The following is a 24,329-nucleotide window of genomic DNA, read 5'->3' as shown; positions in this document are numbered from 1 at the left end:
CCCAGGTAGCCGCGGGCCAGGCCCTCCCCCGCCAGGTACAGCTCCCCGGGCACGCCCGGCGGCACCGGCCGCAGCGCCCCGTCCAGGACGTGGACGCGGGTGTTGTCCATCGGCTGTCCGATGGGCACGGGGGCGCCGGCGGGCGCGGTCAGCCGGTGGGTGGTGGCGGCCATGGTGGCCTCGGTGGGCCCGTAGGCGTTGACCACCGCGGTGCCGGGGCAGGCGGCGAGGACGCGTGCGACCGCGGCCGGGGCCATCACGTCGCCGCCGGACCACACCTCGCGCACGCCCGTGAAGGCCTCGGGTGTCTCCTCGGCGATCACCTTGAACAGGCCGGCGGCGACGAGCAGCGCGGTCACCTCCCCCTCGGCGACGATCCGCGCGAGACCGGCGGCGTCCAGGCGGCCGGGCGGGGCGACGACAACCGTGCCGCCCCGGAGCAGCGGGATCCACAGCTCGTACGTGGAGGCGTCGAAGGCCTGGTTGGAGTGGAGCAGGACGCGCTCGTGGACGTCGCCCGCGAAGCGCCGGTCCAGGGCCAGGCCCACCACACCGCGGTGGGTGACGCCGACGCCCTTGGGGGTGCCGGTGGACCCAGAGGTGTACATCACGTACGCGAGCGCGTCGCGGTGGGTGGCGGACGTGCGGGGTGCCGGGGTGGCGGCGGCGAGGGCGCCGGCGGTGTCCGGGGCGTCGAGGACCAGGCGGGGGCAGGGACTCCCGGGCAGCCGGGCGGCGGTGCCCGCGTCGGTCACGAGCAGGGCCGGCGCGCTGTCCCGGAGCATGAAGGCCAGCCGCTCGGGCGGGTGGGACGCGTCGAGCGGGAGGTAGGCGCCGCCCGCGGTGAGGACGGCGAGGACGGCGGTGATCTGCTCCGCCGAGCGCGGCAGCGCGAGGGCCACCACCGCATCGGGGCCGACGCCGCGGGCGGTGAGCAGGCCCGCCAGCCGGGCCACGCGCGCGTGCAGTTCGGCGTAGGTCAGCCGGTGTCCGCCGGCCACCACCGCGACGGCGTCCGGCGTCCTGGCCGCCTGGTCCGCGAACACCTGGGGGACGGTCCGCTCGTCCGCCGGGACGGCCGTGTCGTTCCACGTGCCGAGGATCCGTGCGCGTTCGTCGTCCGCGAGGAGGTCCACGGCGGCCACCGGGGTGTCCGGGGCGCTCGCCAGGAGGTCCAGGACGCGTGCGAAGCGGGCCGCGATCGCGGTGACCCGGGCGCGCTCGAACACGTGGGGCCGGTACTCCAGGCCCACCTTGAGGTGCGGTTCCGCGAGCGCCGTCACCACCAGCGGGTAGTGGGCGCCGTTCTGCGGGCTGATGCCCGTCAGCGCGATCCCGGCGGTGGCGGCGGCGCCGCTGAGGCCCGCCCCGTCGACCGGGAAGGACTCGTAGACGACGAGGGTGTCGAACAGCGCCGGCAGGCCGGCCGCCTGCTGGATGTCGGCCAGGGCGTGGTGATGGTGGTCGAGGAGGGCGTTCTGGCGCGCCTGGAGCCCGGTGACGAGTTCGCCCAAGGTGGCATCCGGGGCGCAGGTGACCCGCACGGGGAGGGTGTTGATGAACAGGCCCACCATCTCGTCGGCGCCGTCCACCTGCGGCGGGCGCCCGGAGACGGTGGTGCCGAACACGACGTCCTGGCGCCCGGTCTGCCCGGCGAGGACGACGGCCCAGGCGCCCTGCACCAGGGTGTTCAAAGTGACGCCGAGTTCCGCGGCGCGCCGGGCGAGGGAGCGGGCGGCCGTGGAGAGCGGCACGTCGGCCAGGGCGACGTCCGCGGTCTCGGCCTCGGCGCCGGCCGCGTCCGGCACCAGGAGCGTCGGCTGGTCGACCCCGGCCAGCTCCCGGGACCAGGCGGCGGACGCCGCGTCCTGGTCGACGCGGGAGAGCCAGGTGAGGAAGTCGCGGTAGTCGCGCGTCCGGCCGAGGGCCGTCGCGTCGCCCGCCGTGCCGTACAGGTGCAGCAGGTCCTGGATGAGCAGGGGCAGGGACCAGCCGTCGAAGAGGACGTGGTGGGCGGTGACCACCAGGTCGTGGCGGTCGTCGCCCAGGGCCAGGAGAGTCATGCGCAGCAGCGGCGCCCGGGCCGGGTCGAAGTGGGTGACGTGGTCGCGGTCCAGGAGCGCGGCGCGCTCCCGCTCGCGGTCGGCCCGGCTCAGGCCGCCGAGGTCGTGGGCGGCCCAGGGCAGTTCGACGCCTTCCTGGACGAGCCGGACGTACCGGCCGCTCTCGCCGCGGACGAAGGCGGTGCGCAGGCCGGCGTGCCGGTCGAGGAGGGCCTGGCCGGCCGCGCGCAGCCGGGCGGCGTCGAGGTGTCCGGACAGGTGGAGGGTGAGCTGCATCTGGTAGACGTCGAAGGACGCCCCGGCGAGCTCGGCGTGGAAGAGCATGCCCTCCTGCATGGCGGTCGGCGGCCATACGTCCACCAGGCCCGGGTGGCGCGCCTCCCATCCTTCGAGGTCGCGCTGGGTGACGTCGGCCAGGGGCACGTCGGAGGGGGTGAGGCCGCCCGCGTCCGCCGAGGCGGCGTGGCGGGCCAGGCTTTCGAGGGCCGTGCGCCACAGGGCGGCCAGCTCCTGGACGTCCGCGCGGCCCAGGAGTCCGGCGGGGAAGTCGAGGCGGCCGGTCAGGCGGGGGCCTTCGGGGGTGTCGGTGACGTAGGCGGTCACGCTCAACGACGCGAGGGCGGGCATGTCCCCGTCCAGGTCGGCGAGGAGCTCCGTGGTGCCGTCGGCCTGGGTGAAGCCCGCGCCGCGCAGGTGCTCGGGCACGGCGGTGGAACCGGCGTAGTGGCCCAGATAGTTGAAGGCGATCTGGCCGCTGCCGTACCGCTCGAGGACCGCGGCGGTCTTGGGGTTCAGGTGGCGGAGCATGCCGTAGCCGAGGCCCTTGTCGGGGACGGCGAGGAGCTGTTCCTTGACGGCCTTGACCGCGTGCGCGGCGGCGGCGCCGCCGGCGAGCGCCTCGTCCAGGTCGACCCCGGACACGTCGAGGCGGACGGGGTACATGCTGGTGAACCAGCCGACCGTACGGGAGAGGTCCGCGCCGGGGACGACGTCCTGCTCGCGGCCGTGGCCCTCCAGGCGCAGCAGCAGCGAGGGCTCCGTGACGCCGCGGGCCGCGCGCCACCGTGCCGTGGCGAGGGCCAGCGCGGTGAGCAGGCCGTCGTTGACGCCTCCGCGGTAGGCGGTCGGGAGGGTCGTCAGGAGCGGTCGGGTGACGGCCACCGGCAGGTCCAGGGAGACGTGCTCGACGGTCGCGAGGACGTCGACGGCCGGGTCGAAGGGGCGCGGGCCGAGGTCGGGGTCGGGTCCGGCGACGATCCCTTCCCACAGGCCGAGTTCGGCGGTGCGGCGCGGGTCGTTCGCCTCCTCCTCCAGGGCGTGCGCCCAGCGCCGGAACGAGGTGGCGACGGGCGCGAGCCGCGGGGCGCGGCCCTCGCGCACGTGCTGCCACGCCTCGGCGAGGTCGGGCAGCAGGATGCGCCAGGACACGCCGTCGACCACCCAGTGGTGCAGGACGATGATCAGGCGTCCGGCGGTGTCCGCGCCCGCGTCGAACCACACGAAGCGGGCCATCGCCCCGCGTTCGGGGGCCAGTTCGCCGGTGGCGGCGTCGAGTGCGGCGGCGGCCCGGGGGCGCCACGCCCGCCCCCAGTCGCCGTCGGAGCCGACGCGGCGGAGCAGGACGGCGGCGTCCACCTGGCCGGGCGGGGCCACCTCCAGGCCCGGGCGGTCGCCGCCGACGAGGCGCGCGCGCAGGACGTCGTGGCGGTCGAGGACGGCGCCGAGCACGGCCAGGAGGCCGTCCTCGTCGATGCCGACGGGCAGGTCCACGGTCATCGACATGCTGAACCGGCCGCTGGGGCCGTCGAGTTCGCGCAGGTGGTGGCCGATGGGCAGCAGCGGTGCGAAGCCGACGCCGCCGCCCTCCCACTCCTCAAGGACGGGTCCCGCCGGGCCGCCGGCGGCGGCCTCGGCGAGCTCCGCCACCGTGCGGCACTCGAAGATCTGCCGCGGGGTGACCTCCACGCCCTGCGCGCGGGCCCGGGAGACGACCTGGATGGAGCGGATGGAGTCGCCGCCGACGGCGAAGAAGTCGTCGTCGACGCCGACCCGGTCCAGGCCGAGGACCTCGGCGTACACGGCGGCGAGCACCTCCTCGCGCGGGGTGCGCGGGGCGCGGTACTCGCCGCCGGTGAACTCCGGCTCGGGCAGGGCCTTGTGGTCCAGTTTCCCGTTGGGCGCCAGCGGCAGCCGGTCCAGCATCACGAAGACCGCGGGCACCATGAACTCCGGCAGCCGCGCGGAGACGAAGCGGCGCAGGTCCCGCACCGACACCAGGGACGTGAGGTCCAGGTCGAGCTCGCCGAGGCTGTCCACGTCGCCCAGGCCCTCCGCGCCGCCCCGCGGCACCACGTACCCGACCAGGCGGGCGCCGCCGCGGTCCGCGCGCACCACCACGGCGGCCTGCGCCACGCCCGGGTGGGCGGTGAGCGCCGCCTCCACCTCGCCCGGTTCGATGCGGAACCCGCGCACCTTGACCTGGTCGTCGTCGCGGCCCACGTACTCCAGGTGGCCGTCGGGCGCCAGGCGGGCCAGGTCGCCGGTGCGGTACATCCGGGTGCCCGCGGGGCCGAAGGGGTCGGCGACGAAGCGTTCCGCGGTCAGCGCGGGCCGCCCGTGGTAGCCGCGTGCCACGTTCCCGGCGACGTGCAGTTCGCCCACCACACCGGGGGCCACCGGCCGCAGGCCCGGGCCGAGGACGTAGGCGCGCATGTTGCCCAGGGGCCTGCCGATGGGGGCGGCGGCCGTGCCGGTCCACTCGGTGGCCGTGGAGGCGGTGGCGTAGAACGACTCGGTCTGGCCGTAGGCGTTGACGACGCGGGTGCCGGGCAGGAGCTCGTGGATCCGCCGCACGAGGGAGCCGGGCAGCGCCTCCCCGCCGAACACGACCACGTCCGCGTCGATCTTCCCGCCCACCTGGTCGAGGAGTTCGGCGAAGACCGAGGGGACGGTGCTGAGGACGCCGCCGGTCCAGCCGCCGCGCTCCCCGACGACCAGGACGTCGCGGACGACTTCGAGGGTGCCGCCGGCGGCGAGTGTGGTGATCGTCTCGAAGACCGACACGTCGAAGTTGACCGACGTGCCGGCCAGCGTCCGCGTCCCCGCGCCGATGCCGACGGCGTCGGCGAGCCGCAGCACGCCGTTGACCACGTCGCGGTGGGTGACGGTCACGCCCTTGGGGGTGCCGGTGGAGCCGGAGGTGTACATCACGTACGCGGCGTCGGCGGGCCGCGCCGGCGTCGGTCCGGTGTCCGCCGCGGTGCCGGGGACGTCGTCGAGGAACAGCGTGGGCACGTCCGTCGCGGGCAGCACGGACACCGTGCCGGCGTCGGTCAGCACCAGCGCCGGTTGCGCGTCGCCGAGGATGTGGAGCAGGCGCGTGCTCGGGTACTTGGGGTCGATGGGCAGGTACGCGGCCCCCGACCGCAGGATGCCGAGCATGCCGACCACCAGGCCCTCGGTCCGCGGCAGGGCGAGGCCGACGACGGTGCCGGGGCCCGCGCCGCGCCGGGCCAGCTCCCCGGCGAGGCGGTCGGCGCGCGCGACGAGTTCCGCGTACGTCAGCTCGGTGTCGTCGTGGACCACCGCGATCGCGTCGGGTGTCGCCGCGGCCTGACGCGCGACGAGCTGGTCCACGGTGAGGTCGGGGGTCGGCTCCCGGGTGTCGTTGAAGCCGTGCAGCACCAGGTCGCGCTCCTCGTCCCCGAGGACGTCGGCCAGCGCCACCGGCAGCGACGGGTGGTGCACGAGCTGTCGTACGAGCCGCTCGTAGCGGGCGGCGATGTGCTCGGCGGTGGACCGGTCGAACAGGTCCGTGGCGTACTCGAGGGTGATGCCCAGGCCCGGTTCGGCGGGGTCCGCGAAGAGGCTGAACTCCAGGTCGAACTTGGCGGTGGGCGTGGCCAGGGCGGTGCAGGTGCCGGTGACGCCGCCGGGCAGCCGCAGGGTGACGGAGCGGTGGGTCTCCCAGGTGAACATCGTCTGGAACAGCGAGTGGTAGGCCGTGGACCGCTCGGGGTTGAGCACCTCCACCAGGCGCTCGAAGGGCGCGTCCTGCCGGTCGTAGGCGGCCATGGCCTTGTCGCCGACCTGGCCGAGGAGGTCTTCGAAGGAGGGGGTGCCGGACAGGTCGGTGCGCAGTACCCAGGTGTTGACGAAGAAGCCGACCAGGTCGTTGAGCTGGTTGTCCATGCGTCCGGCGACCGTGGAGCCGATCGAGATGTCCTCGCCCGCGCCCAGGTGCTGCAGGAGCGCCGCGAGGGCGGCCTGGAACACCATCGGGGCGGTCGTCCTGGTGCGCCGGGCGAGGCGTTCGGCCTCGGCGAACAGCTCCGCGTCGATGCGGAACTCGACGGCGTCCCCCTGGTGGCTGGCCGCGGGCGGGCGGGGGCGGTCGGTGGGCAGGCGCAGCGGCTGCGGGGCGCCGGCCAGTTCGTCGCGCCAGTAGGAGAGCTGCGTGGCCAGGATGCTGTCGGGGTCGTTCTCGTCGCCCAGCAGTTCGCGCTGCCAGAGGGTGTAGTCGGCGTACTGGACGTCGAGTTCGGGCCAGTCGGGCCGGCCGCCCGTGACGCGGGCGGTGTAGGCGGCGCCGAGGTCGCGGACGAGCGGGCCCATGGACTCGCCGTCGACGGCGATGTGGTGGGCGAGGAACAGCAGGCGGTGCTCGTGGGCGCCGGTGCGGAAGAGGGTGGCCCGTACGGGGATGTCCTCGGCGAGGGTGAACACGTGGCCGGCGGCCTCGGACACGGCGGCGTCGGCGGCGTCGGGGGCCACCTCGACGAGCGGGACGTCCAGGTGGGTCTCCTCGGCCGGGACGACGCGCTGTTCGGGGACGCCGTCGGCGCTCTCCACGATCAGGGTGCGCAGGCTCTCGTGGCGTGCGACCACGTCCCGTACGGCCGCGGCGAGGGCCTGGGGGTCCAGCTCGCCGGTGAGCCGGAGGAGGAAGGGGAGGTTGTACGTCGCCGAGGGGCCCTCGAAGCGGTCGATGAACCACAGCCGGCGCTGCGCGTAGGACAGAGGGATCATGAGGTGGCGCTCCTGTTCATCCGGCGCAGTGCGGGCCGCTTGGTGGCTGAGGCGTTCTTGAGGGTGCGGGCGAGGTCCGCCACGTCGCGGGCGCTGAGCACCGCGCGGACGGGCACGTCGACGCCGAGCGCGTCGCGGAGCCGGCCGACCAGGCCGACGGCGAGCAGCGAGTGGCCGCCCAGGTCGAAGAAGTTGTCGTCGACGCCGACCCGTTCCAGGCCGAGGACCTCGGCGAACAGGTCGCACAGGTGTGTTTCCTGGGGGGTGCGGGGCGCTCGGTAGGCGGCGGCGCCGGTGACGTCGGGGGCCGGCAGGGACGCGCGGTCCAGCTTGCCGTTGGGGGTCAGGGGGAGTGCGGTGAGGGGCATGACGGCCGCGGGCACCATGTGGGCCGGCAGCCGCTCCTGGAGGTGGTCGCGCAGGGTGTCGGCCAGGGCGGCGGTCCGGGTGGCCGCCGCCGGGCCGCCGTCGTCCGCGGTCCGGGGCACGACGTAGCCCACCAGGCGCTTGCCCGTCCCGGTGGTGGTGTCGCGGGCGACGACCACGGCCTGGGCCACTTCGGGGTGGCCGGTGAGGACCGCCTCGACCTCGGCGGGTTCGACCCTGACCCCGCGGATCTTCACCTGGTCGTCGGCGCGGCCGGCGTACCCGAGCTGCCCCTCGGGGTCGCGGCGGGCCAGGTCGCCGGTGCGGTACATCCGGCTGCCGGGCGGTCCGTAGGGGTCGGCGACGAAGCGGTCGGCGGTGAGGGCGGGGCGCCGGTGGTAGCCGCGTCCGACGATCCCGGCCACGTACAGCTCGCCGACCGCGCCCGGGGGCAGCGGGGTGAGGCCGGGGCCGAGGACGTAGGCGCGCATGTTGCCGATCGGGGTGCCGATGGGGGCGCTGGCGGCACCCGTGGAGCGCCAGCCCTCGTCGGCGGTGAAGGTGGTGGCGTAGAAGGACTCGCTCTGTCCGTACGCGTTGACGACGCGCACCCAGGGCAGCGCCTCGCGGATGCGGTCGACGAGGGCGGCGGGCAGGGCCTCGCCCGCGAACACCGCGGTCTTGAGGCCGGTGACGGTGCCCATCCGGTCGCCGAGTTCGGCGAAGACCGAGGGGACGGTGCTGATGACGTCGGCGGACAGGGTGTCCCGCTCGGCGAGGACCAGGGCGTCGCGGGCCATCTCCACGCGGCCGCCCCGGGACAGGGTGGTGAGGATCTCGAAGACGGACACGTCGAAGTTGACGGAGGTGGCCGCCAGCATGTGCGTGCGGGCGTCGATGCCCACGCGGTGGGCGAGCTGGGTGATGCCGTTCACCACCGCGGCATGCGTGATCATGACGCCCTTGGGGGTGCCGGTGGAGCCGGAGGTGTACATCACGTACGCGAGGTGGTCCGGCAGCGGTGTCCGGTCCGGCAGGGGCCGGCCGGGGTCGGCGGCGGGGCCGGGGGCGTCGAGGCACAGGCGGGGGATGTCCGGCCGCGGCAGGGCCCCGGCCGTCGCGGTGTCGGTGAGGATCAGCTCGGGTCGCGCCTGGCCGAGGATGAGGTCGAGGCGCCCGCCCGGGTAGGCGGGGTCGATGGGCAGGTAGCCGGCGCCGGCGGTGAGGATGGCCAGCATGCCGGTGACGAGGTCCGCCGAGCGCGGCAGGGCGAGGCCCACCACGCTCTCCGGCCGGACCCCGCGCGCGGTCAGCTCGGCGGCGAGGGCCCGTACCCGGGCGTCCAGTTCGCGGTAGGTCAGGGAGCGGTCGCCGTGGACGACCGCGGGGGCGTCCGGTGTGCGGGCCACCTGCCGCCGCCACAGCTGCGGCAGCGTCGTCCCGGCCTCCGGGGCCAGGGTGTCGTGCGGCTCGGCGGTCAGCGCGGCGTGCTCGTCCGGCAGGAGCAGGTCGACGCCGCCCACCGGTCTGCGCGGGTCCGCGGTGAGCTGCGTCAGGACGCTGCCGAACCGGGCGGCGAGCGCCGTCGCCTCCTCCGGTGTGAAGGCGTGCCGCTGGTACTGGAGGGTCAGGCGCGGGTGCGGGCCGTCGGGGTAGACGAAGAGGGTCACCGGGTAGTGGCTGGCGGTGAAGGCGCGCAGGCCGGTGACGGAGAACCCGGCCGCCGCGCTCGCCTCCCCGATGCCCGCCCGGTCGAGCGGGAACGACTCGAAGGCGACCATGGTGTCGAACAGCGGGGCCAGGCCCGTGGCGCGCTGGATCTCGGTGAGGCCGATCTGGTGGTGGTCCATCAGGGCGGCCTGGGCCCGCTGGAGATCGGTCAGGAGCTGGGCGAAGGGCACGTCGGGGGCGCACCGGACCCGGACGGGCACGGTGTTGAGGAACATGCCCACCGTCTCGTCGACGCCCGGCAGGGCGGGCGGGCGCCCGGACACGGTCGCGGAGAACACCACGTCCCGCCGGCCGGTCACGCCGCCGAGCAGGACGCCCCAGGCGCCCTGGACGAGGGTGTTCAGGGTGACGCCCGCGTCGCCCGCGCGGCGCGCGAGGTCACGGGCCCGGGCGGGCGTCAGGGGCACGTCCGCCTGGCCGACGCCCGAGGCCGGGGCGTCGAGGGCGCCCGGGGCGAGGAGCGTCGGCTCGGTGACGCCGTCCAGCTCCCGGGCCCAGGCGCGCACGGAGTCCTCGGTGCCCCGCCGCTCGAGCCAGGTCAGGTACTCCCGGTAGCTGCGGGCCCGCGGCAGTCCGGAGGGGTCGCCGTCGGCGGCGTACAGGTGCAGCAGGTCCTGGACGAGCAGGGGCAGGGACCAGCCGTCCAGCAGCGCGTGGTGCACCGTCAGGACCAGGTCGTGCCGCTCGGCCGCCGTCGTGAGCTGGGCGAGGCGCAGCATCGGCGGTGCGGCCGGGTCGAAGTGGGCGGCGAGGTCGTCGGCCAGGAACCGCTCGCGGGCGCGCTCGCGCTCCTCGTCGTCGAGGCCGCCGAGGTCGCGGTGCGTCCAGGGCAGGCGTACGCCGTCGACGACGAGCTGGACGAGGCCTCCGCCGGGGCCGGGTACGAACGCGGTGCGCAGGACGGGGTGCCGGTCCAGGAGGGCCTGTGCCGCCCCGCGCAGCCGCGCGGGGTCCACGGGCCCGGACAGGTGCAGGACGTACTGCTCGTGGTAGGAGTCGAACCCGCCGCCGGACTCGGCCGCCAGCTTCGAGTGGAACAGCAGGCCGGACTGGAGCGGGGAGGCGGGCCAGACGTCGGACAGGCCGGGGTGGCTCCGCTCCCAGCCCTCGATGTCGGCCTGGGTCGCCGAGGGCAGGGCCACGTCGGACGGGGTGAGGCCGCCCGCGTCCGGGCCGGTGGCGTGGCGGGCCAGGCCCCGCAGGGCCGCGCACCACAGCTCGGCCAGCTCCTGCACCTCGTCGGGGCCGAGCACTCCTCGCGGGGCGGTGAACAGGGCGCCGAGGCGGGGGCCTTCGGGCGTGTCGGTGACGTGCGCGTTGATGTCGAGCTCGGCCGGGGCGGCCATGCGGGGGTCCTGGCCTGCGTCCAGTTCGGCCAGGTCGGCGAGGCCGGGGGCCTGGGTGAAGCCGAGGCCGCGCAGCTCCTCGGGCATGTCGGAGGCGGCGGAGAAGCGCCCGAGGTAGTTGAAGGAGACCTGCCCGGTGCCGTAGCGGGCGAGGACCGCAGCGGTCCGCGGGTTGAGGTGGCGCAGGAGGCCGTAGCCGATGCCCTTGTCGGGTACGGCGAGCAGGTGTTCCTTGACGGCCTTGACGACCCGGCCCGCGGCCGGGCCGCCCGCGAGCGCCTCCTCCAGGTCCGCCCCGGCCACGTCGAGCCGGACGGGGAAGACGCTGGTGAACCAGCCGACGGTGCGCGACAGGTCGGCGCCCGGCGCCGCCGCCTCCTCGCGTCCGTGCCCTTCGAGGCGGATGAGCGTGGTGTCCTCCGCGACGCCCCGGGCGCGCCGCCACCGGGCGACGGCCACGGCCAGCGCGGCCAGCAGCCCGTCGTTCACACCGGTGCGGAAGGCGGCGGGCAGCGTGGTCAGCAGCGCCTCGGTGACGGCCACGGGCAGCCGCACCCGGGTCCTGGTGAGGGTGGCGACGGTGTCGGTGTCCGGGTCCAGCCGCCGGGCGCCGAGGACGGGGTCGGGGCCGTCGACGAGGGAGCGCCACAGCTCCAGCTCCGCCGTCCGCTCCGGGCGTGCGGCCTCCTCCACCAGGGCGTGCGCCCAGCGCCGCACCGAGGTGCCCACGGGCGGCAGCAGCGGGGGCCGCCCGTCGCGTACGCGGCGCCAGGCGGCGGCGAGGTCCGGCATCAGGATGCGCCAGGACACGCCGTCCACGACCAGGTGGTGCAGCGCCACCAGCAGCCGTCCGGCCCGCTCGGGGCCGGGGTCGAACCAGACGAACTGCGCCACGACGCCGGCGGCCGGGTCGAGGCGGCCCGCGGCGGCGTCCACCTCGTCCAGGAGTTCGGCGCGCCGGTGCTCCGACTCCCAGTCCCCGGCGCACCCCACGCGCCGGACGAGCCCGTCGACGTCCACCGTTCCCCGGGCGCGCACATCCAGGCCGCCGCCGTCCCGCTCCACGAGGCGGGCGCGCAGCAGGTCGTGGCGGTCGACGACCGCGCCCAGCGTCGCGGTGAGCTGCTCCCGGCGGATGCCCACGGGCAGGTCGAGCACCATCGCCTGGAGGAAGCGTTCGAAGCCCGGGCCCCAGCCGCGCACCCACCGCGTGACCGGCAGGTGCGGCAGGAAGCCCTCGCCACCGCCCGGGAGTTCCTCGAGGACCGGTGCCGGCCGGGCGGCGGAGTCGGCGACGGCCTCGGCGAGGCGGGCCACCGTGCGGTGCTCGAAGACCTGTTGCGCGCCGAGGACCAGGCCGCGGGCGCGGGCGCGGGTGGCGAGCTGGATCGACTGGATGCTGTCGCCGCCGACGCTGAAGAAGTCGTCGTCGACACCGACCCGGTCCACCCCGAGGACCTCGGCGAACAGCTCGGCCAGCCGCTCCTCGCGCGCGGTGCGGGGGGCGCGGTAGGCCGCGCCCCGGAAGTGGGGCTCCGGCAGGCCGGCCCGGTCCAGCTTCCCGTTGGGCGTCAGCGGCAGCTCGTCGAGGACGGTGAACGCCGCGGGCAGCAGGTGCTCCGGCAGCGTCCGCGCCGCGAAGGCCCGCAGCTCCGCCGCCGCGAAGCCGGACGCGAGGGCGAAGTGCCCGGTCCCGCCCGGGGCGGGCCCTTCCAGGGCGGTGCCGCCGTCCTGCCCGGCCGTGGCGGGGTGTCCGGCCGTGGCCGCCGGTACGACGTACGCGACCAGTTGCCTGCCCCGGCCCGCCGGTCCCTCGTGCGGGACGACCAGGGCGTGCGCGACCGCCGGGTGCTTCTCCAGGGCGGCCTCGACCTCACCGGGCTCGATGCGGAACCCGCGTATCTTCACCTGTCCGTCGGCCCGGCCGCGGAAGTCCAGCTCGCCGTCCGGCGTCCACGCCACGACGTCGCCGGTGCGGTACATGCGCTCGCCGGGCGCGCCGAACGGGTCGGCCACGAAGCGCTCCGCGGTCAGCGCGCGACGGCCGAGGTAGCCGCGGGCCAGCCCGGCACCGGTCAGGTACAGCTCGCCGGGTTCGCCGACGGCCACCGGACGCAGCCGCTCGTCCAGGACGTGGCCGCCCCGGTGGTCCAGCATGCGCCCGATCGGGACCGGCTCGGGCACCTCCCGCGGTGCGCTCATCGGGCGGCAGGTGGCCAGCACGCTGACCTCGGTGGGCCCGTACGCGTTGTGGACCGTCACCCCGGGGCAGGCGTCGAGGACCCGGCGCACCGCCGCCGGGGACACCACGTCACCGCCGGACCACAGTGCGCGGGTGCCGCGGAAGCAGTCGGGCTGCTCCTCGGCCACCGCCTTGAGGAGCCCCGCGGACACGAACGCCGCGCTGACCCGGTGCTCGGTGATGACGTCGGCGAGGGCGGGGGCGTCCAGGAGGCCCGGCCGCGCGACGACCACGGCGCCACCCGCGAGCAGCGGCACCCACAGCTCGAAGGTGGAGGCGTCGAAGGCGAGCGGGGCGTGCTGGAGCACGCGGGCGTACGCGTCGTCGTCGTAACGGCGGTCCGTCGTCAGGGAGACCACGCCGCGGTGGGTGACGCCCACGCCCTTCGGGGTGCCCGTGGAGCCGGACGTGTAGATGACGTAGGCGAGTTGGTCCGGGTGGCCGGTGGCGCCGGGCGTGGCCGGGTCCCCGTCCGGGAGCGCCGCCAGGGCGTCGGCCGTGTCCCGCCCGTCCAGGACGAGCCGTGGGGCTCCGGTCACCGGCAGCCGCCGGCCGGAGTCGGCGTCGGTCACGACCACGGCGGGCGCGGCGTCGCGCAGCATGAACTCCAGGCGCTCGACCGGGTACGCGGGGTCGACCGGCAGGTAGGCGCCGCCTGCCTTGAGGATCGCCAGGACGGTGACGACGTACTCCGGCGACCTCCGCAGCGCCACCGCGACGATCGACTCCCGGACCACGCCGTGCGCGCCGAGCAGCCGGGCGAGCCGGGCCGCCCGCTCGTCGAGCTGCCGGTAGGTCACCTCCGCTCCCCCGGCGGACACCAGGGCCACCGCGTCCGGCGTCGCCGCCGCCTGTCGCTCGAAGAGGGCCGGGAGGGTCTCGTGCGGGATCGGCCGAGCGGCCGTCGACGGCTCGCGCAGGTCGGTCATGTGAGGGCTCCAGGGGGTTTATGGGGTACGTACGGACGTTCAGGGGCGCGTACGGATGTGCATCCGCGCGTACGGGGGCAGCGGCAGGGCGCGTGGAGGAGGCGTGCGCGCCATGGCCCCGTACGCACGCGGGGCGCGCCACGCCTGTGCATGCGGCGCGCCGCTGTGGTGGCTCCCACGCGCTGGCGCGATGTGCTGCGCACCAGTGGCACGGTGGGCCGCGCCCGCGCAGGGCGGTGGGGGGTGGGTGAGTCGGAGGAAGCGAAAGGACGAGGTAAGGAGGCGAGGTAAGGAAGGGAAGGAAAGGAAGAGGGAAGGGCGGACGGACCGCGGCGGTCACGGACGCGAGGGAGCGAGTGCCTGCGGACCGGTCAGCCGATCCGTCACGCTGCCGTTTTCATGCGGCCGTTCACGGTCGTTCGGTGCGGTCGGCAGGTCCCGCGGCCGATGCCCCGCGGCCGGCCGGTCACGCGGCGGAGTTCACGCGGTTGGCGTCGCGCGGCCGGCCGGTCACGCGGCCGGTGTCATGCGGCCGACGTCAGGCGGACGGGCCGGTCACGCTGCCGGGTCGGTCCGGCGACTTCGGGCCGCTGCCGCACGCCCGCGGCAGGGTGGTTCGGCCGCCGCGTGCGGGACATGGTGTCGGGTGCGTCGGCGGCTTGCCCTCGTGCGGCCAGGAGGCGTTCACCTGCCGTGCGGTCGTACGGTCGACGACGGACGGCCCTCGGCCGGTCCTCTGTGCCATTGCTGCGCTCTCCCCCGCAGAAGTCCTGTGAGTGCCCCGGTAAGAGACGCGCCGTCGCGCTGTCTCGTACACCGAACGTAACGCACCGGTGTCACCACAACCAGGCGTCGCGGATTCCCAGTGTCCGGTGAAGCCACCCCAATGTCTGCCCATGGCACGCACAAGCGCTCTTGACCTGCCGTGATGTCGCGACGCCCCTTTTTCGGCCGCCGCGTTCGGGGGTGTTGTGGCGTCTCCGTACGTCTTGGCAACAGGACAGCGGCGCTCTTTCGCGACCCTTTCCCGCGGCGCGCGAATGCCAGTGCGACAGCGTTGACCGGGGGCGCGGGCACCGTCTCCGCGGGGGGCGCGGGCACCGGCTTGAATACGCCTCTCTCCTGGCCTTCTTTCTGCGCTCTTTCCGCGCTCCTGATGGCCGGAAAGGCGGGTGGTGAGATTTCCCGTCGGGACGCACCTGTTGTTTCGCGCGGCTTCCCGGGAAATGCCGGGGCCGGTCCGGAGGGAGTGCTCCGGACCGGCCCGTCAATGCCTACCGGTCAGTTCGCAAGACCGGCGAACATGCCGGGCTCGTACGAGCCCCCCGGGTTCCGCACGATCACATTCATGCGGGTGGCCGCGTTGATCAGCGCGACCAGGCAGACCAGCGCGCCCACCTGGTCGTCGTCGTAGTGCTCGCGGACCGCGGCCCAGGTCGCGTCGGACACGCCGTGGTCGCCGAGGCGCGTGCCCTCCTCGGCGAGCGCAAGCGCCGCGCGCTCGGCCTCGGTGAACACGGTGCTGTGGCGCCAGACGGCGACGAGATTGAGCCGGGCCGCGGTCTCCCCGGCGGCCGCCGCCTCTGTCCCGTGGATGTCCACGCAGAAGCCGCAGCCGTTGATCTGACCGACCCTCAGCGCGACCAGTTCGCGCAGGGCCTTGGGCAGCGTCGACTGCTCCAGAGGCAGGGAGACGTTGTAGAACCGCTTGGCGACCTTCGCCGCGGTCGGACTGTCGAACAGGTGGAAACGGGGCTCCATGGCGTCGTCCTCACTGATGGAATCGCGTGCTCTCGCACCGGACGCACACAAGATGCCGACGGCCCGCTCCCTGTGACGGTATTACGGTGTGACGTGGACCACTGATCACGGCTTCCCCGTGTATCCCACCTTCGACGGGCACGAAAGATCGGTCCTCACGCATCCGAGGAGCCGCCACCATGGAATGGCCCCCCGAATGTTTCTGGAACGTGGCCGTCCCCAGCCACGGATTCCAGCCACGGAGGGCGAGGCATATTCCCGCAGCGAAAACATCTCGGGATCCCCGGCAGGTGCCATCCCCTGGCGCGCCGGGGCACGTCGTGGAAGCGAGCGGAGAGGGCAGGATTCGAACCTGCGTGGGTGTAGCCACCCGACGGAAGCGAACTTCGGTCCCCGATAAGCCACTCCGGGCACCTCTCCCTGTGTCCGGGGTGGGGGGAGGCGAGCCGTTCCGCCCCGGTCACAGAGACAAGTCTCCGGGTGCCGCTGACGCCGCGCTGACACCGCGCCGGAGGAGGTGCCGCCCGGTGCTCAGGTCACGCGTCGCGGCCGCCGCCTCCCGCCCGGCCCGACACGCCGCCCGCGAACGGCGTCGTCCGCCAGTGGGCGACGGCCGGTTCCAGGTACTGCACCAGCGCCGGGAGCTGCGGCGCGAGCGTCAGGCACGCGAGGGCGCGCAGCATCCCCACGGCGTTCACGAAGCCCAGTACGTCCTCGTCCAGCGGCCTCATGCCGTTGCGCCGGGCACCTCGGTCGTAGGCGGAGGTGAGCTCGGGCCCGAGGGCGGCCAGGTCCCACTCGACGGGGCCCAGGGTGACCAGCTCGAAGTCCGCGTAGAGGTCACCGTCCACGCCGGAGAAGACGTTGGCGGGCGGGGAGTCGCCGTGGACGGGCTGGAGGCCGACCTCCGGAAAGGCCTCCTCGAACGCCGCGCGGGAACGTACCAGCGGTTCCAGGACCCGCCACTCACGGCGCGCGCGGTCCAGGTCGGCGGGTCCGACGAGGTCCGGGGACCGGTCGAGCAGGGCCAGGCCCTCGGTGACGAACCGCGGTTCGGCCGCCGACAGGAACGACAGGGGGCCCGGGTACGCGCGCAGCGCGGCGTGCAGGTCGGCGACGCTCTCGGCGTGCGCCGCGTAGTCGGGTTCCTTGCTCCGGTCCTCGGGGACGTACTGCCAGAACGTCATCGAGAAGCCGTCGCGCCGCACGGGTTCCGGCGGTACGAGGGGGCTGGGCGGGATCACCGGGGTCCCCTGGGCGGCGAGCCAGCGCGTCACGTCCAGTTCGGCTTGTTGGCGGTGCGCCAGGGAGGCGGGGTCCGCGGTGTGCGGCAGGACGGTGGGCACTCGGGCCACGACCGGCGACGGCGCCAGGTGGACCACGACGGAGAACAGGTCGTGCAACACCTCGGCGTCCGTCACGGTGAGCCCGAGGTCGCGGCCGGCTCCGACAGCGGCGTCGACTGCGGCGGCGGTGCGGCGGGCCATCTGCTGCGGTGTCAGGTAGGGGGTCACGGGGTGATCGTTCCACGCCCCGGGCCTCGCGAGTGGTGGGTTCGGCACGCCGGGTGCAGTGCTCGCGTCCCCCGGGCACGTCGGGTACGTGCGGCCCCCGGGCCACGATCCGCTGCCCCGGCCGGAGGCCGCGCAGGCGGAACCCGGCGACCACACGGCCGCGCGCCGGTTCAGGTGGGCGTACGCGCTACGGGCGTCGCCCTGCACGAAGGCGGCCGGGACGGCAGCCGTCGAGCAGGGCGGTCGTGCGCCTCCTTTCGGCCGACCGACGGGGACTGACCGCTACGCGCCCCCCGGCCCCCCGCCGGACAGCCCGCCGCGCCGGGTCGTCGCCCACAGCAGCAGGGCGGCGAGGCTGAAGGACGCGCCGAGGGCCGACACGGCCGGCCAGCCCGCCGCGGCGTAGGCGAGGGAGGAACCGAAGGCGCCGAGGCTGCTGCCCGCCGAGTAGAAGACCATGTAGCCGCCGATGATCCTGCTGCCCGCGTCAGGGCGGACGGCGTGGATCAGGGTCTGGTTGGTGACGTGGACGGCCTGCACCGCGAAGTCCAGCAGGACGGCGCCGGCCGCGAGGGCCCACAGCGACTGCCGGGTCAAAGCGATGGGGAGCCAGGAGAGGGCCAGCAGGGCGAGGCCGACGCCGGTCGTGCGCTGCGCGTACCCCCGGTCGTTCCAGCGCCCGGCCACCCCGGCGGCGACGGCACCGGCCGCCCCGGCCAGCCCGAACGCGCCGATCGCGGTGTGCGACAGCGACCACGGCGGACCGCTCAGGGGCTGCGCCACGCCGCTCCACAGCGTACTGAAGGACGCGAACACCAACAGCGCGAGCACGCCCCGGACCCGCAGCAGAGGATGACGGGTGAACAGAGTGACCGTCGAGACCACCAGGCGCCCGTACGACGGTACGTCGCGCGCCCCGGCGACCGGCGGACGCGCGGGCAGCACGCGGCGCAGCAGCACGGCGAGGACGGCGGTGACGCCCGCGGACACCAGGTAGACCGACCGCCAGCCGGCGAGGTCGGCGAGGAGACCGGCGGCGGCGCGGGCCAGCAGGATGCCCGTGACGATGCCGCCGGTGACCGTGCCGACGGCCCGGCCGCGCCGCGCGGGCGGAGTCAGGGCGGCGGCGGCCGCGACCATCGTCTGCGCCACGACGGCGAGCAGCCCGACCACGGCGAGCGCGCCGAGCAGCGCCACCACGCCCGGCGCGAGTCCGGCGGCCAGCAGGGCGAGGGCCAGCAGCCCGAGCTGACCGGTGACCAGGCGCCGGTGGTCGAGGAGGTCACCGAGCGGCACGAGCGCCAACAGGCCTACGGCGTAACCCAGTTGCGTCACGGTGACGATCGCGCCGAGCAGCCCCGGGCCGAGCGCGAACCGCTCCCCCAGGGTCACCAGGAGGGGCTGGGAGAAGTACACGGTGGCGACGGAGCTGCCGCAGGCGAGGGCGAGCAGGGGGATGAGCCGGGCGGGTGGCGACGCGGTCGGCGACGCGGGCGACACCGGGGCGCCCGCCTCGCGCCCGCCGGTCCCGCCGCGTCCGTCGCACCCGCCCACCACACCGGAGCACTGGGTCGCCATGCCGCTCCACCTTCCACTCGGTTGCATCTTGCTACCAACGTCTACCTCTGTGACGGTAAGCGCACGGGGTAGCGTGTTGCAACCAACCGCCCGGGAAGGGCCTAGGGCACTGGAACTGAAACTGGAACCAGAACCGGAACTGAACTGTCAGAGGAGGAGCGCAGGATGGTCGCCCGCACCCGTTTCGACGCCGACCCCTGTCCCGTCGCCCGGTCGGTGAACGCCATCGGCGACTGGTGGTCCCTGCTGATCGTGCGGGACGCCTTCGACGGCAGCCGCCGCTTCGGCGAGTTCCACCGCAGCCTGGGTATCGCCAAGAACATCCTGACGGCACGTCTGCGCACGCTGGAGGAGGCCGGGGTGCTGCGCGGCGAGCCCGCGCGGGACGGGGGCTCCCACCGCGAGTATCTGCTCACGGACAAGGGCCGCGCCCTGTTCCCGGTGATCGTCGCCCTGCGCCAGTGGGGCGAGGAGCAGTGCTTCACCCCCGGCGAGGACCACTCCCGCCTGCTGGACCGCCGGACCGGCCACCCACTGCGCCCGCTGCGGATCGAGGCGGCGGATGGACGGCCGGTGGAGCCGGAGGACACGGTCGTGGAGAAGGTACGGGAGACGGACGCAACGGGGTGAGCGCGCGGGGCTGGTGAGCAGGCGCGACCGGTGAGTCACCGGCGGGTCGGCCGGTCAGTCCGCGCGGATCGCGGCCTCGATGTGACCCAGGTGGGCGGCGAGGATCTCCTCGAACGCGGCGCGGCGGTCCGCGCCGAGGGGGCGGACGTCGCGGGCGTAGTGGGCCAGGGCCGGGAAGCGTTCGGGGTCGGCGCCGAGCACCGCGACGCGGAACAGTTCCAGGCCCTGTTCGTACTCCTCGGGGCTGACGGTGCTGCCCGTGGCCTCGGCGGCGATCAGGGCGGCGATGAGGACCGCGAGCCGGTGGTAGCGCGCCGGGACCTCCTCGTCGGGCAGCCCAGAGGTACGCAGGGCCTGGAGCACCTCTTCCATGACCAGCCGTGAACCGGTGCCGCTGGACGCGTAGCGCCCCCAGACGGCGGCGAGTTGGGGCTGCTGCCCGAAGGCCTCACGCACGCGCAGGGCCAGGGCCGTGACGCGCTGCTTCCAGTCGCCCTCGGGGCGGTAGCCGTCCATCGCGGCCAGGAGGATGCGGTCGGCAACCGCGCGCAGCAACTCCGTCTTGCTGCGGAAGTGCCGGTAGAGGCTGGAGGGATCGGTCCCGAGGGCCGTGGCCAGCTTGCGCACGCTGAACGAATCCGCGTCGCTCGTCCGCAGCAGCTCCGTCGCCGCGTCCAGGATCTCTTCGGTCGACCAACGCCGTCGGCCCGTCATGTCGCTCCTCCCACTGACTCCCCCGCCTGACTCCCCGGCTTCTCGCTCACCTTCACCCTAGCTGTGCACTCCCCGTTGCACACACCGTGTGCATAATGAGGACATGAGTGTGCCGGGCGGGCAGCACACCCTCTCGTGCCCTGCTGCCCGGGTCGGACGTCCCCTGCGGAGCCCACCCGGGAACCCGAAAGGACGCATGACGTGAAGAACTCCCCTGTGTCCAGCCCACTTGACCCCGCGGTACTCGACGCGGCCCTCGACGGCGTCCACCGCGCCGGGATGCCGGGCCTGTTCGCGGAGGTGTGGGACGGCGACCAGGTCTGGCGCGGCGCCGCCGGGGTCGCCGACGTCACCACCGGCCGCCCCGTCACCGCCGACATGCGGCACCGCGTCGGCAGCATCACCAAGACCTTCACCGCCGCCGCGGTCCTGCAGCAGGCCGAGAGCGGCCACATCGGGCTGGACACACCGATCAGCCGCTACCTCCCGAAGCTGGTCCCCGGAGAACGCGGCGACGCGATCACCGTCCGGATGCTCCTCAACCACACCAGCGGCCTCGCCGAGTACCTGCCGTACGCCTATCCGTCCCTGAAGGCGTTCCCCGCCCTCGCGGACACCGGGCCGCAAAGCCTGGACGACCACCGCTGCACGCGCTTCGACCCCGTCGACCTCATCGAGATGGGGGTCACCGCCCCCGCCGTCGGCACACCCGGCGGCACCCCGGGGGTGTACTCCAACACCAACTACCTGCTCCTCGTCCAGCTCCTGGAACACGTGACCGGCACGACGGCGGAGCAGTACATCACCCGCAACGTCATCGAGCGCGCCGGGCTCCGGGACACCGGACTCCCCACCGGACCGCACGTCCGCGGGCCGCACTCGCGGCTCTACGAGGCGTGGTTCGGCATGATCGACCCGCCGCGCGACTACAGCGCCTACGACATGTCGTGGGTGGGACCGTCGGCCTCGCTGATATCGACCGTCGCGGACCTCAACCGCTTCTACGGCATGCTGCTCGCCGGGGAGATCGTCAGCCCGTCGTCGCTGGCGCACATGCAACGCACGGTCCCGGTCATCTCCCAGGAGGGACGGACGATCGACTACGGCCTCGGCCTGCACCCCATGGGGGGCCCGGGCGAGGGCACCTTCTGGGGCCACGGCGGCACGGTCTGGGGCGGCGGAGCGCTGGCCATGATCCGCGCCGACGGCAAGCGGCGCATGGCGGTCGCGGTCAACATGCAGCGCTGGAACCCCCTCGACTCCACCGGCAGACCCCAGCCCCACCCCATCGACGAGGCACTGGCGACGCTGTACCGGGTGGCGATGCACGGCTGACCTTGCCCCTTGACCTCGCTGATCACACTTGGTGAGGACTCGCACCGCCCCGTGCCCGGCTCGGGCCCCGCACCCATCGCCGCACGTGACCAGCGAGGTTGCGGAACAAGGCGAAGAGGCCGGAAGCGCGGTGCGCTTGTCCATCCGGCTGTCCCCCGTTCACAAGAGGGCGTATCCCGGATGGCTGGTGCCCCTTGTCGTTTTCAGCCTCGGCTCATGATCTCTCGTCGTGTGTGGTTATCGGCCGCGGTGCTCGCGCTGGCCATGTCGTCTCTGCCGTCCGCTGCGGTTTCGGCCGCGCCACGCCCCTCCGACACCGGCTGGTCCGTGCAGCGTGACGCCGACGCGCTACGGGATACCGGGGTCACCGGAGTGGCGGTCCGCCTGGAAACACCGCGCGGGACGACGACGGCCAGCTCCGGAGCAGGAGACCTGGTCACTCATCGCCCGGCCGCGAACGACGGCTCGATGACCGGCACAGCCCGCGACCTCAACCGCTTCTTCACCGCCCTGGCCAAGGGAAGGCTACTGAGACCCGCCGAGCTCACCGCCATGCGGACGACAGTCCCGGTGCCGCGGGACAGTGGCCACCCGACCGGCACAAGGGACGGCCTCGGCCTGTTCCTCACCCCCCTGTCCTGCGGCGGCGGTTACCTCGGGCACGGAGGAAGTGGCTTCGGATATGTCATCCGGACAGCGACAACCACGGACGGGCGACGCACCATCACCGTCTCCGCACACAGCCGCTCCGCGGATCAACAGGTCGCAGCCCATCAGGAGGACGCGCTGCGCGACCTCATCGACCATGCCCTGTGCCGCACCTGACCATGCACGCGGCGCCGCGGTCGGACCGTCCGCGCCCCACGCAGGACTGCGGCGCACTCTTCGAAGGACTACGTGAGCCGAAGCTCAGGAGTTGACACCGGTGACGCCGGATGAGCCGGCGGAGAGGACCGGTCGAGACACGTTGGTTGTCACCGACTAGGCATCATCCCACTTGTCACGATCGCCCGTTCGGCAGACTTTCTGTCACCAGTACCGAAGATCCTGAGTTCTCGGACACCTCGGCGATGCCGGGCTCAGGGCTGATCCCTTCCACAGCGAGGCGGAAGAGGCGGTCGGCCTGAGATTCGGGGTCCTTGTGGTGCTCGGTGGCCAGGGCGATGCCGACGGCGAGGGTCAGCAGGTCGTGAAAGGTGACGCGCGGTGCGACCGCCTTGTCGCGAATGGCCCGCTCGAGGAGGGGAGTTCCGGCCGCTGCGAGTCTGTTGCCACAGGAGTGCGGGGAGGGTTCCTCGGCGGGAGGCTCGTAGCTGAGGGTGTTGGCGAATCCGCGGGCTGAGACGGCGTAGAGGACGAGGGCGTGGAGCCACTCCAGGAGGGCAGTGCGGCCGTCCTCGGTCGCACTTAGCCGGTGGGCGCGCTCGCACAGGCCCTCGACGCGCTCCTGGAAGACGGCTTCGAGCAGGGCACGGCGGGTGGGGAAGTGACGGCGCACGGTCCCCGAACCGACGCCTGCGGTGCGGGCGATCTGCTCCAGGGATGCTTCGGCGCCGTGCGCGGCGACCTCGGCTTCGGCGACGGCGAGGATGCGCTGGTAATTGCGTCGGGCGTCCGAGCGCTGACCGGCCATGATCTCCTCATTGCTAAACGGCGGGGCCCGCCATATCTTAGCGGCAGACAAAACGGCGGGCCCCGCCGTTTTCTTTCTCCGGTCCGTGAGGAGCAGCACCATGCCCTTCGACAGCGATACCGTCCTGGTCACCGGAGCCACCGGCCGGCAAGGCGGGGCCGCGGCCCGCGCACTCCTGGCCGCCGAGGTGCCCGTACGTGCACTCGTACGCGATCCGCGGTCGAAGTCCGCCCGGGCGATCGAGGCGCTGGGCGCCAAGCTGGTGCGGGCGGACCTCTCCGACCGGGCTTCCCTCGGCCCGGCGGTCGAGGGGGTCCGCGCGGTGTTCTCGGTGCAGATGCCGCCCATGACCGAGGCCAGCGTGGACTTCGCGGGCGAGCTCGCCCAAGCCGTCAACCTGGTGGACGCGGCGAAGGCTGCGGGAGTACGGCAGTTCGTGCAGTCCTCGACCAGCGGAGTCGGTGAGCACACCCGGGCCGCCGGCTGGGCCGAGGGCCGCTGGGCGGCGATGGCGGACTACTTCCACACCAAGCAGGCGATCCTGGAGGGGGTGCGGGGTGCGGGTTTTGCCCGCTGGACGGTGATCAAGCCCGCCTTCTTCATGGAGAACCTGCCCCTGCTGGCGCCCAAGGGGCCGCGCGGCGGACTGCTGACGGTACTGAAGCCGCAGACCGAATTGGCCCTGGTGGCCGTGCGGGACATCGGCACGGCTGCGGCGCACGCCCTTCGAGACCCGGACCGGTTCCACCAGGTGGAACTGGAACTGGCCGGTGACCTGCGCACGATGGAGCAGATCGCGCAGATCTTGACCGCCGCCTGGGGCGTGCCCGTGACCGCGCCCTCCATGAGCCTGGAAGAGGCCCTCGCCGCGGGTATGCCGACGTGGGGAGCCGGACACGAGTGGAACAACGCGGTTCTCCAGCCCGCCCGGCCCGCGTTCGCCCGGGAGTTGGGCATCCCGGTCACCACCTTCGCCGAGTGGGCGGATGAGCAGCTGACACCCGTGTCCGGCTAGTGCTCCAGTGTGACTGACCGCGACCTCGCAGGGATCCTGGTCGGGAACGGGTGCGGTCGCCGTGCGATCATCGGGGTGTGTGAACTCCTCTCGCCCGACCAGGCCGGCAAGGTGGTCACAGGACGAGCATGAGCTTGCCGCCGGGGCGCCGGGATCGGCTGAGCTCGGCCGCTTCCTGGATCTGGTCGAGGGTATAGGTGCGGGCGATCGGTACGACCAGGATGCCTTCACCGGCGAGCCTGGCGAACTCGTTCATCTGGTCGTAGCGGATCTCGGTAGTGACCCGGACGCCCAGTTCGGCTGCGGCGGCGAAGTCCGAGACGGTGAGGGCACGGTCGGGATCTCCGGTCAGCCCGATCAAGGCCGCTAGGTCCTGTCTGATAATTGATCTTGTGGTGGGTCGTGGTGAGTTGACGGATGCGGCATGGGATCGGATTGCGCCCA

The 24,329-nt window shown here is 74.0% G+C and carries 12 protein-coding genes; 4 read left to right on the top strand and 8 right to left on the bottom strand.

Annotation, left to right across the window (positions count from 1 at the left end; translation table 11 throughout):
• The 5 genes from QK440_RS35825 to QK440_RS35805 form a co-directional block, all read right to left on the bottom strand.
• A partial coding sequence (locus QK440_RS35825; RefSeq protein WP_282797440.1) for a non-ribosomal peptide synthetase occupies window positions 1-7,091 on the bottom strand: 7,091 nt, incomplete at its 3' end.
• Window positions 7,088-13,705 (bottom strand): non-ribosomal peptide synthetase, encoded by a 6,618-nt coding sequence (locus QK440_RS35820; RefSeq protein WP_282797439.1) that lies wholly within the window; start codon window positions 13,703-13,705, stop codon window positions 7,088-7,090. The genes QK440_RS35825 and QK440_RS35820, both read right to left, overlap by 4 nt.
• A gap of 1,281 nt (window positions 13,706-14,986) precedes the next feature.
• Window positions 14,987-15,466, bottom strand: coding sequence for a carboxymuconolactone decarboxylase family protein (locus QK440_RS35815; RefSeq protein ID WP_282797438.1), 480 nt, complete (start codon window positions 15,464-15,466; stop codon window positions 14,987-14,989).
• A gap of 536 nt (window positions 15,467-16,002) precedes the next feature.
• Window positions 16,003-16,980: a phosphotransferase gene (locus tag QK440_RS35810; protein ID WP_282797437.1), complete on the bottom strand. Its 978-nt coding sequence runs from the start codon at window positions 16,978-16,980 to the stop codon at window positions 16,003-16,005.
• Window positions 16,981-17,262: 282 nt separating this feature from the next.
• Window positions 17,263-18,558, bottom strand: a complete 1,296-nt coding sequence (locus QK440_RS35805) for an MFS transporter (protein ID WP_282797436.1) — start codon at window positions 18,556-18,558, stop codon at window positions 17,263-17,265.
• Window positions 18,559-18,723: 165 nt separating this feature from the next.
• On the opposite strand from QK440_RS35805, the gene QK440_RS35800 reads away from it, so the two are divergent.
• Complete coding sequence (locus tag QK440_RS35800; protein ID WP_282797435.1) at window positions 18,724-19,188, top strand: winged helix-turn-helix transcriptional regulator; 465 nt, start codon at window positions 18,724-18,726, stop codon at window positions 19,186-19,188.
• A 54-nt stretch (window positions 19,189-19,242) separates the two neighbouring features.
• Here the strand turns inward: QK440_RS35800 and QK440_RS35795 are convergent, their stop codons facing one another.
• Window positions 19,243-19,902 (bottom strand): helix-turn-helix domain-containing protein, encoded by a 660-nt coding sequence (locus tag QK440_RS35795; RefSeq protein ID WP_282797434.1) that lies wholly within the window; start codon window positions 19,900-19,902, stop codon window positions 19,243-19,245.
• A gap of 216 nt (window positions 19,903-20,118) precedes the next feature.
• On the opposite strand from QK440_RS35795, the gene QK440_RS35790 reads away from it, so the two are divergent.
• Window positions 20,119-21,237: a serine hydrolase domain-containing protein gene (locus tag QK440_RS35790; RefSeq protein WP_282797441.1), complete on the top strand. Its 1,119-nt coding sequence runs from the start codon at window positions 20,119-20,121 to the stop codon at window positions 21,235-21,237.
• A 216-nt stretch (window positions 21,238-21,453) separates the two neighbouring features.
• On the top strand, window positions 21,454-22,062 hold the full coding sequence (locus QK440_RS35785) for a serine hydrolase (RefSeq protein WP_282797433.1): 609 nt from the start codon (window positions 21,454-21,456) through the stop codon (window positions 22,060-22,062).
• 175 nt (window positions 22,063-22,237) lie between these two features.
• On the opposite strand, the gene QK440_RS35780 is transcribed toward QK440_RS35785, so the two are convergent.
• Window positions 22,238-22,870 carry a TetR/AcrR family transcriptional regulator gene (locus QK440_RS35780; RefSeq protein WP_282797432.1) on the bottom strand — a complete coding sequence of 211 codons (633 nt, stop codon included), beginning with the start codon at window positions 22,868-22,870 and terminating at the stop codon, window positions 22,238-22,240.
• 100 nt (window positions 22,871-22,970) lie between these two features.
• Between QK440_RS35780 and QK440_RS35775 the strand changes: the two genes are divergently transcribed.
• Window positions 22,971-23,885, top strand: a complete 915-nt coding sequence (locus QK440_RS35775; RefSeq protein WP_282797431.1) for an NmrA family NAD(P)-binding protein — start codon at window positions 22,971-22,973, stop codon at window positions 23,883-23,885.
• Window positions 23,886-24,000: 115 nt separating this feature from the next.
• On the opposite strand, the gene QK440_RS35770 is transcribed toward QK440_RS35775, so the two are convergent.
• On the bottom strand, window positions 24,001-24,246 hold the full coding sequence (locus tag QK440_RS35770; RefSeq protein ID WP_282797430.1) for a zinc-binding dehydrogenase: 246 nt from the start codon (window positions 24,244-24,246) through the stop codon (window positions 24,001-24,003).
• Window positions 24,247-24,329: the final 83 nt, after the last annotated feature.

It is taken from the genome of Streptomyces sp. CC224B (assembly GCF_030010595.1).
GTDB lineage: Bacteria > Actinomycetota > Actinomycetes > Streptomycetales > Streptomycetaceae > Streptomyces > Streptomyces longispororuber.
The sequence above is the reverse complement of the archived record's forward strand: the minus strand, read 5'-3'. Positions and strand labels throughout refer to the sequence as shown.

Coding starts and splice junctions, on each gene's coding strand:
- QK440_RS35785 (WP_282797433.1), top strand. CDS start 21,454: ATGATCTCTCGTCGTGTGTGGTTATCGGCCGCGGTGCTCGCGCTGGCC.
- QK440_RS35775 (WP_282797431.1), top strand. CDS start 22,971: ATGCCCTTCGACAGCGATACCGTCCTGGTCACCGGAGCCACCGGCCGG.
- QK440_RS35805 (WP_282797436.1), bottom strand. CDS start 18,558: ATGGCGACCCAGTGCTCCGGTGTGGTGGGCGGGTGCGACGGACGCGGC.
- QK440_RS35795 (WP_282797434.1), bottom strand. CDS start 19,902: ATGACGGGCCGACGGCGTTGGTCGACCGAAGAGATCCTGGACGCGGCG.
- QK440_RS35815 (WP_282797438.1), bottom strand. CDS start 15,466: ATGGAGCCCCGTTTCCACCTGTTCGACAGTCCGACCGCGGCGAAGGTC.
- QK440_RS35800 (WP_282797435.1), top strand. CDS start 18,724: ATGGTCGCCCGCACCCGTTTCGACGCCGACCCCTGTCCCGTCGCCCGG.
- QK440_RS35780 (WP_282797432.1), bottom strand. CDS start 22,870: ATGGCCGGTCAGCGCTCGGACGCCCGACGCAATTACCAGCGCATCCTC.
- QK440_RS35820 (WP_282797439.1), bottom strand. CDS start 13,705: ATGACCGACCTGCGCGAGCCGTCGACGGCCGCTCGGCCGATCCCGCAC.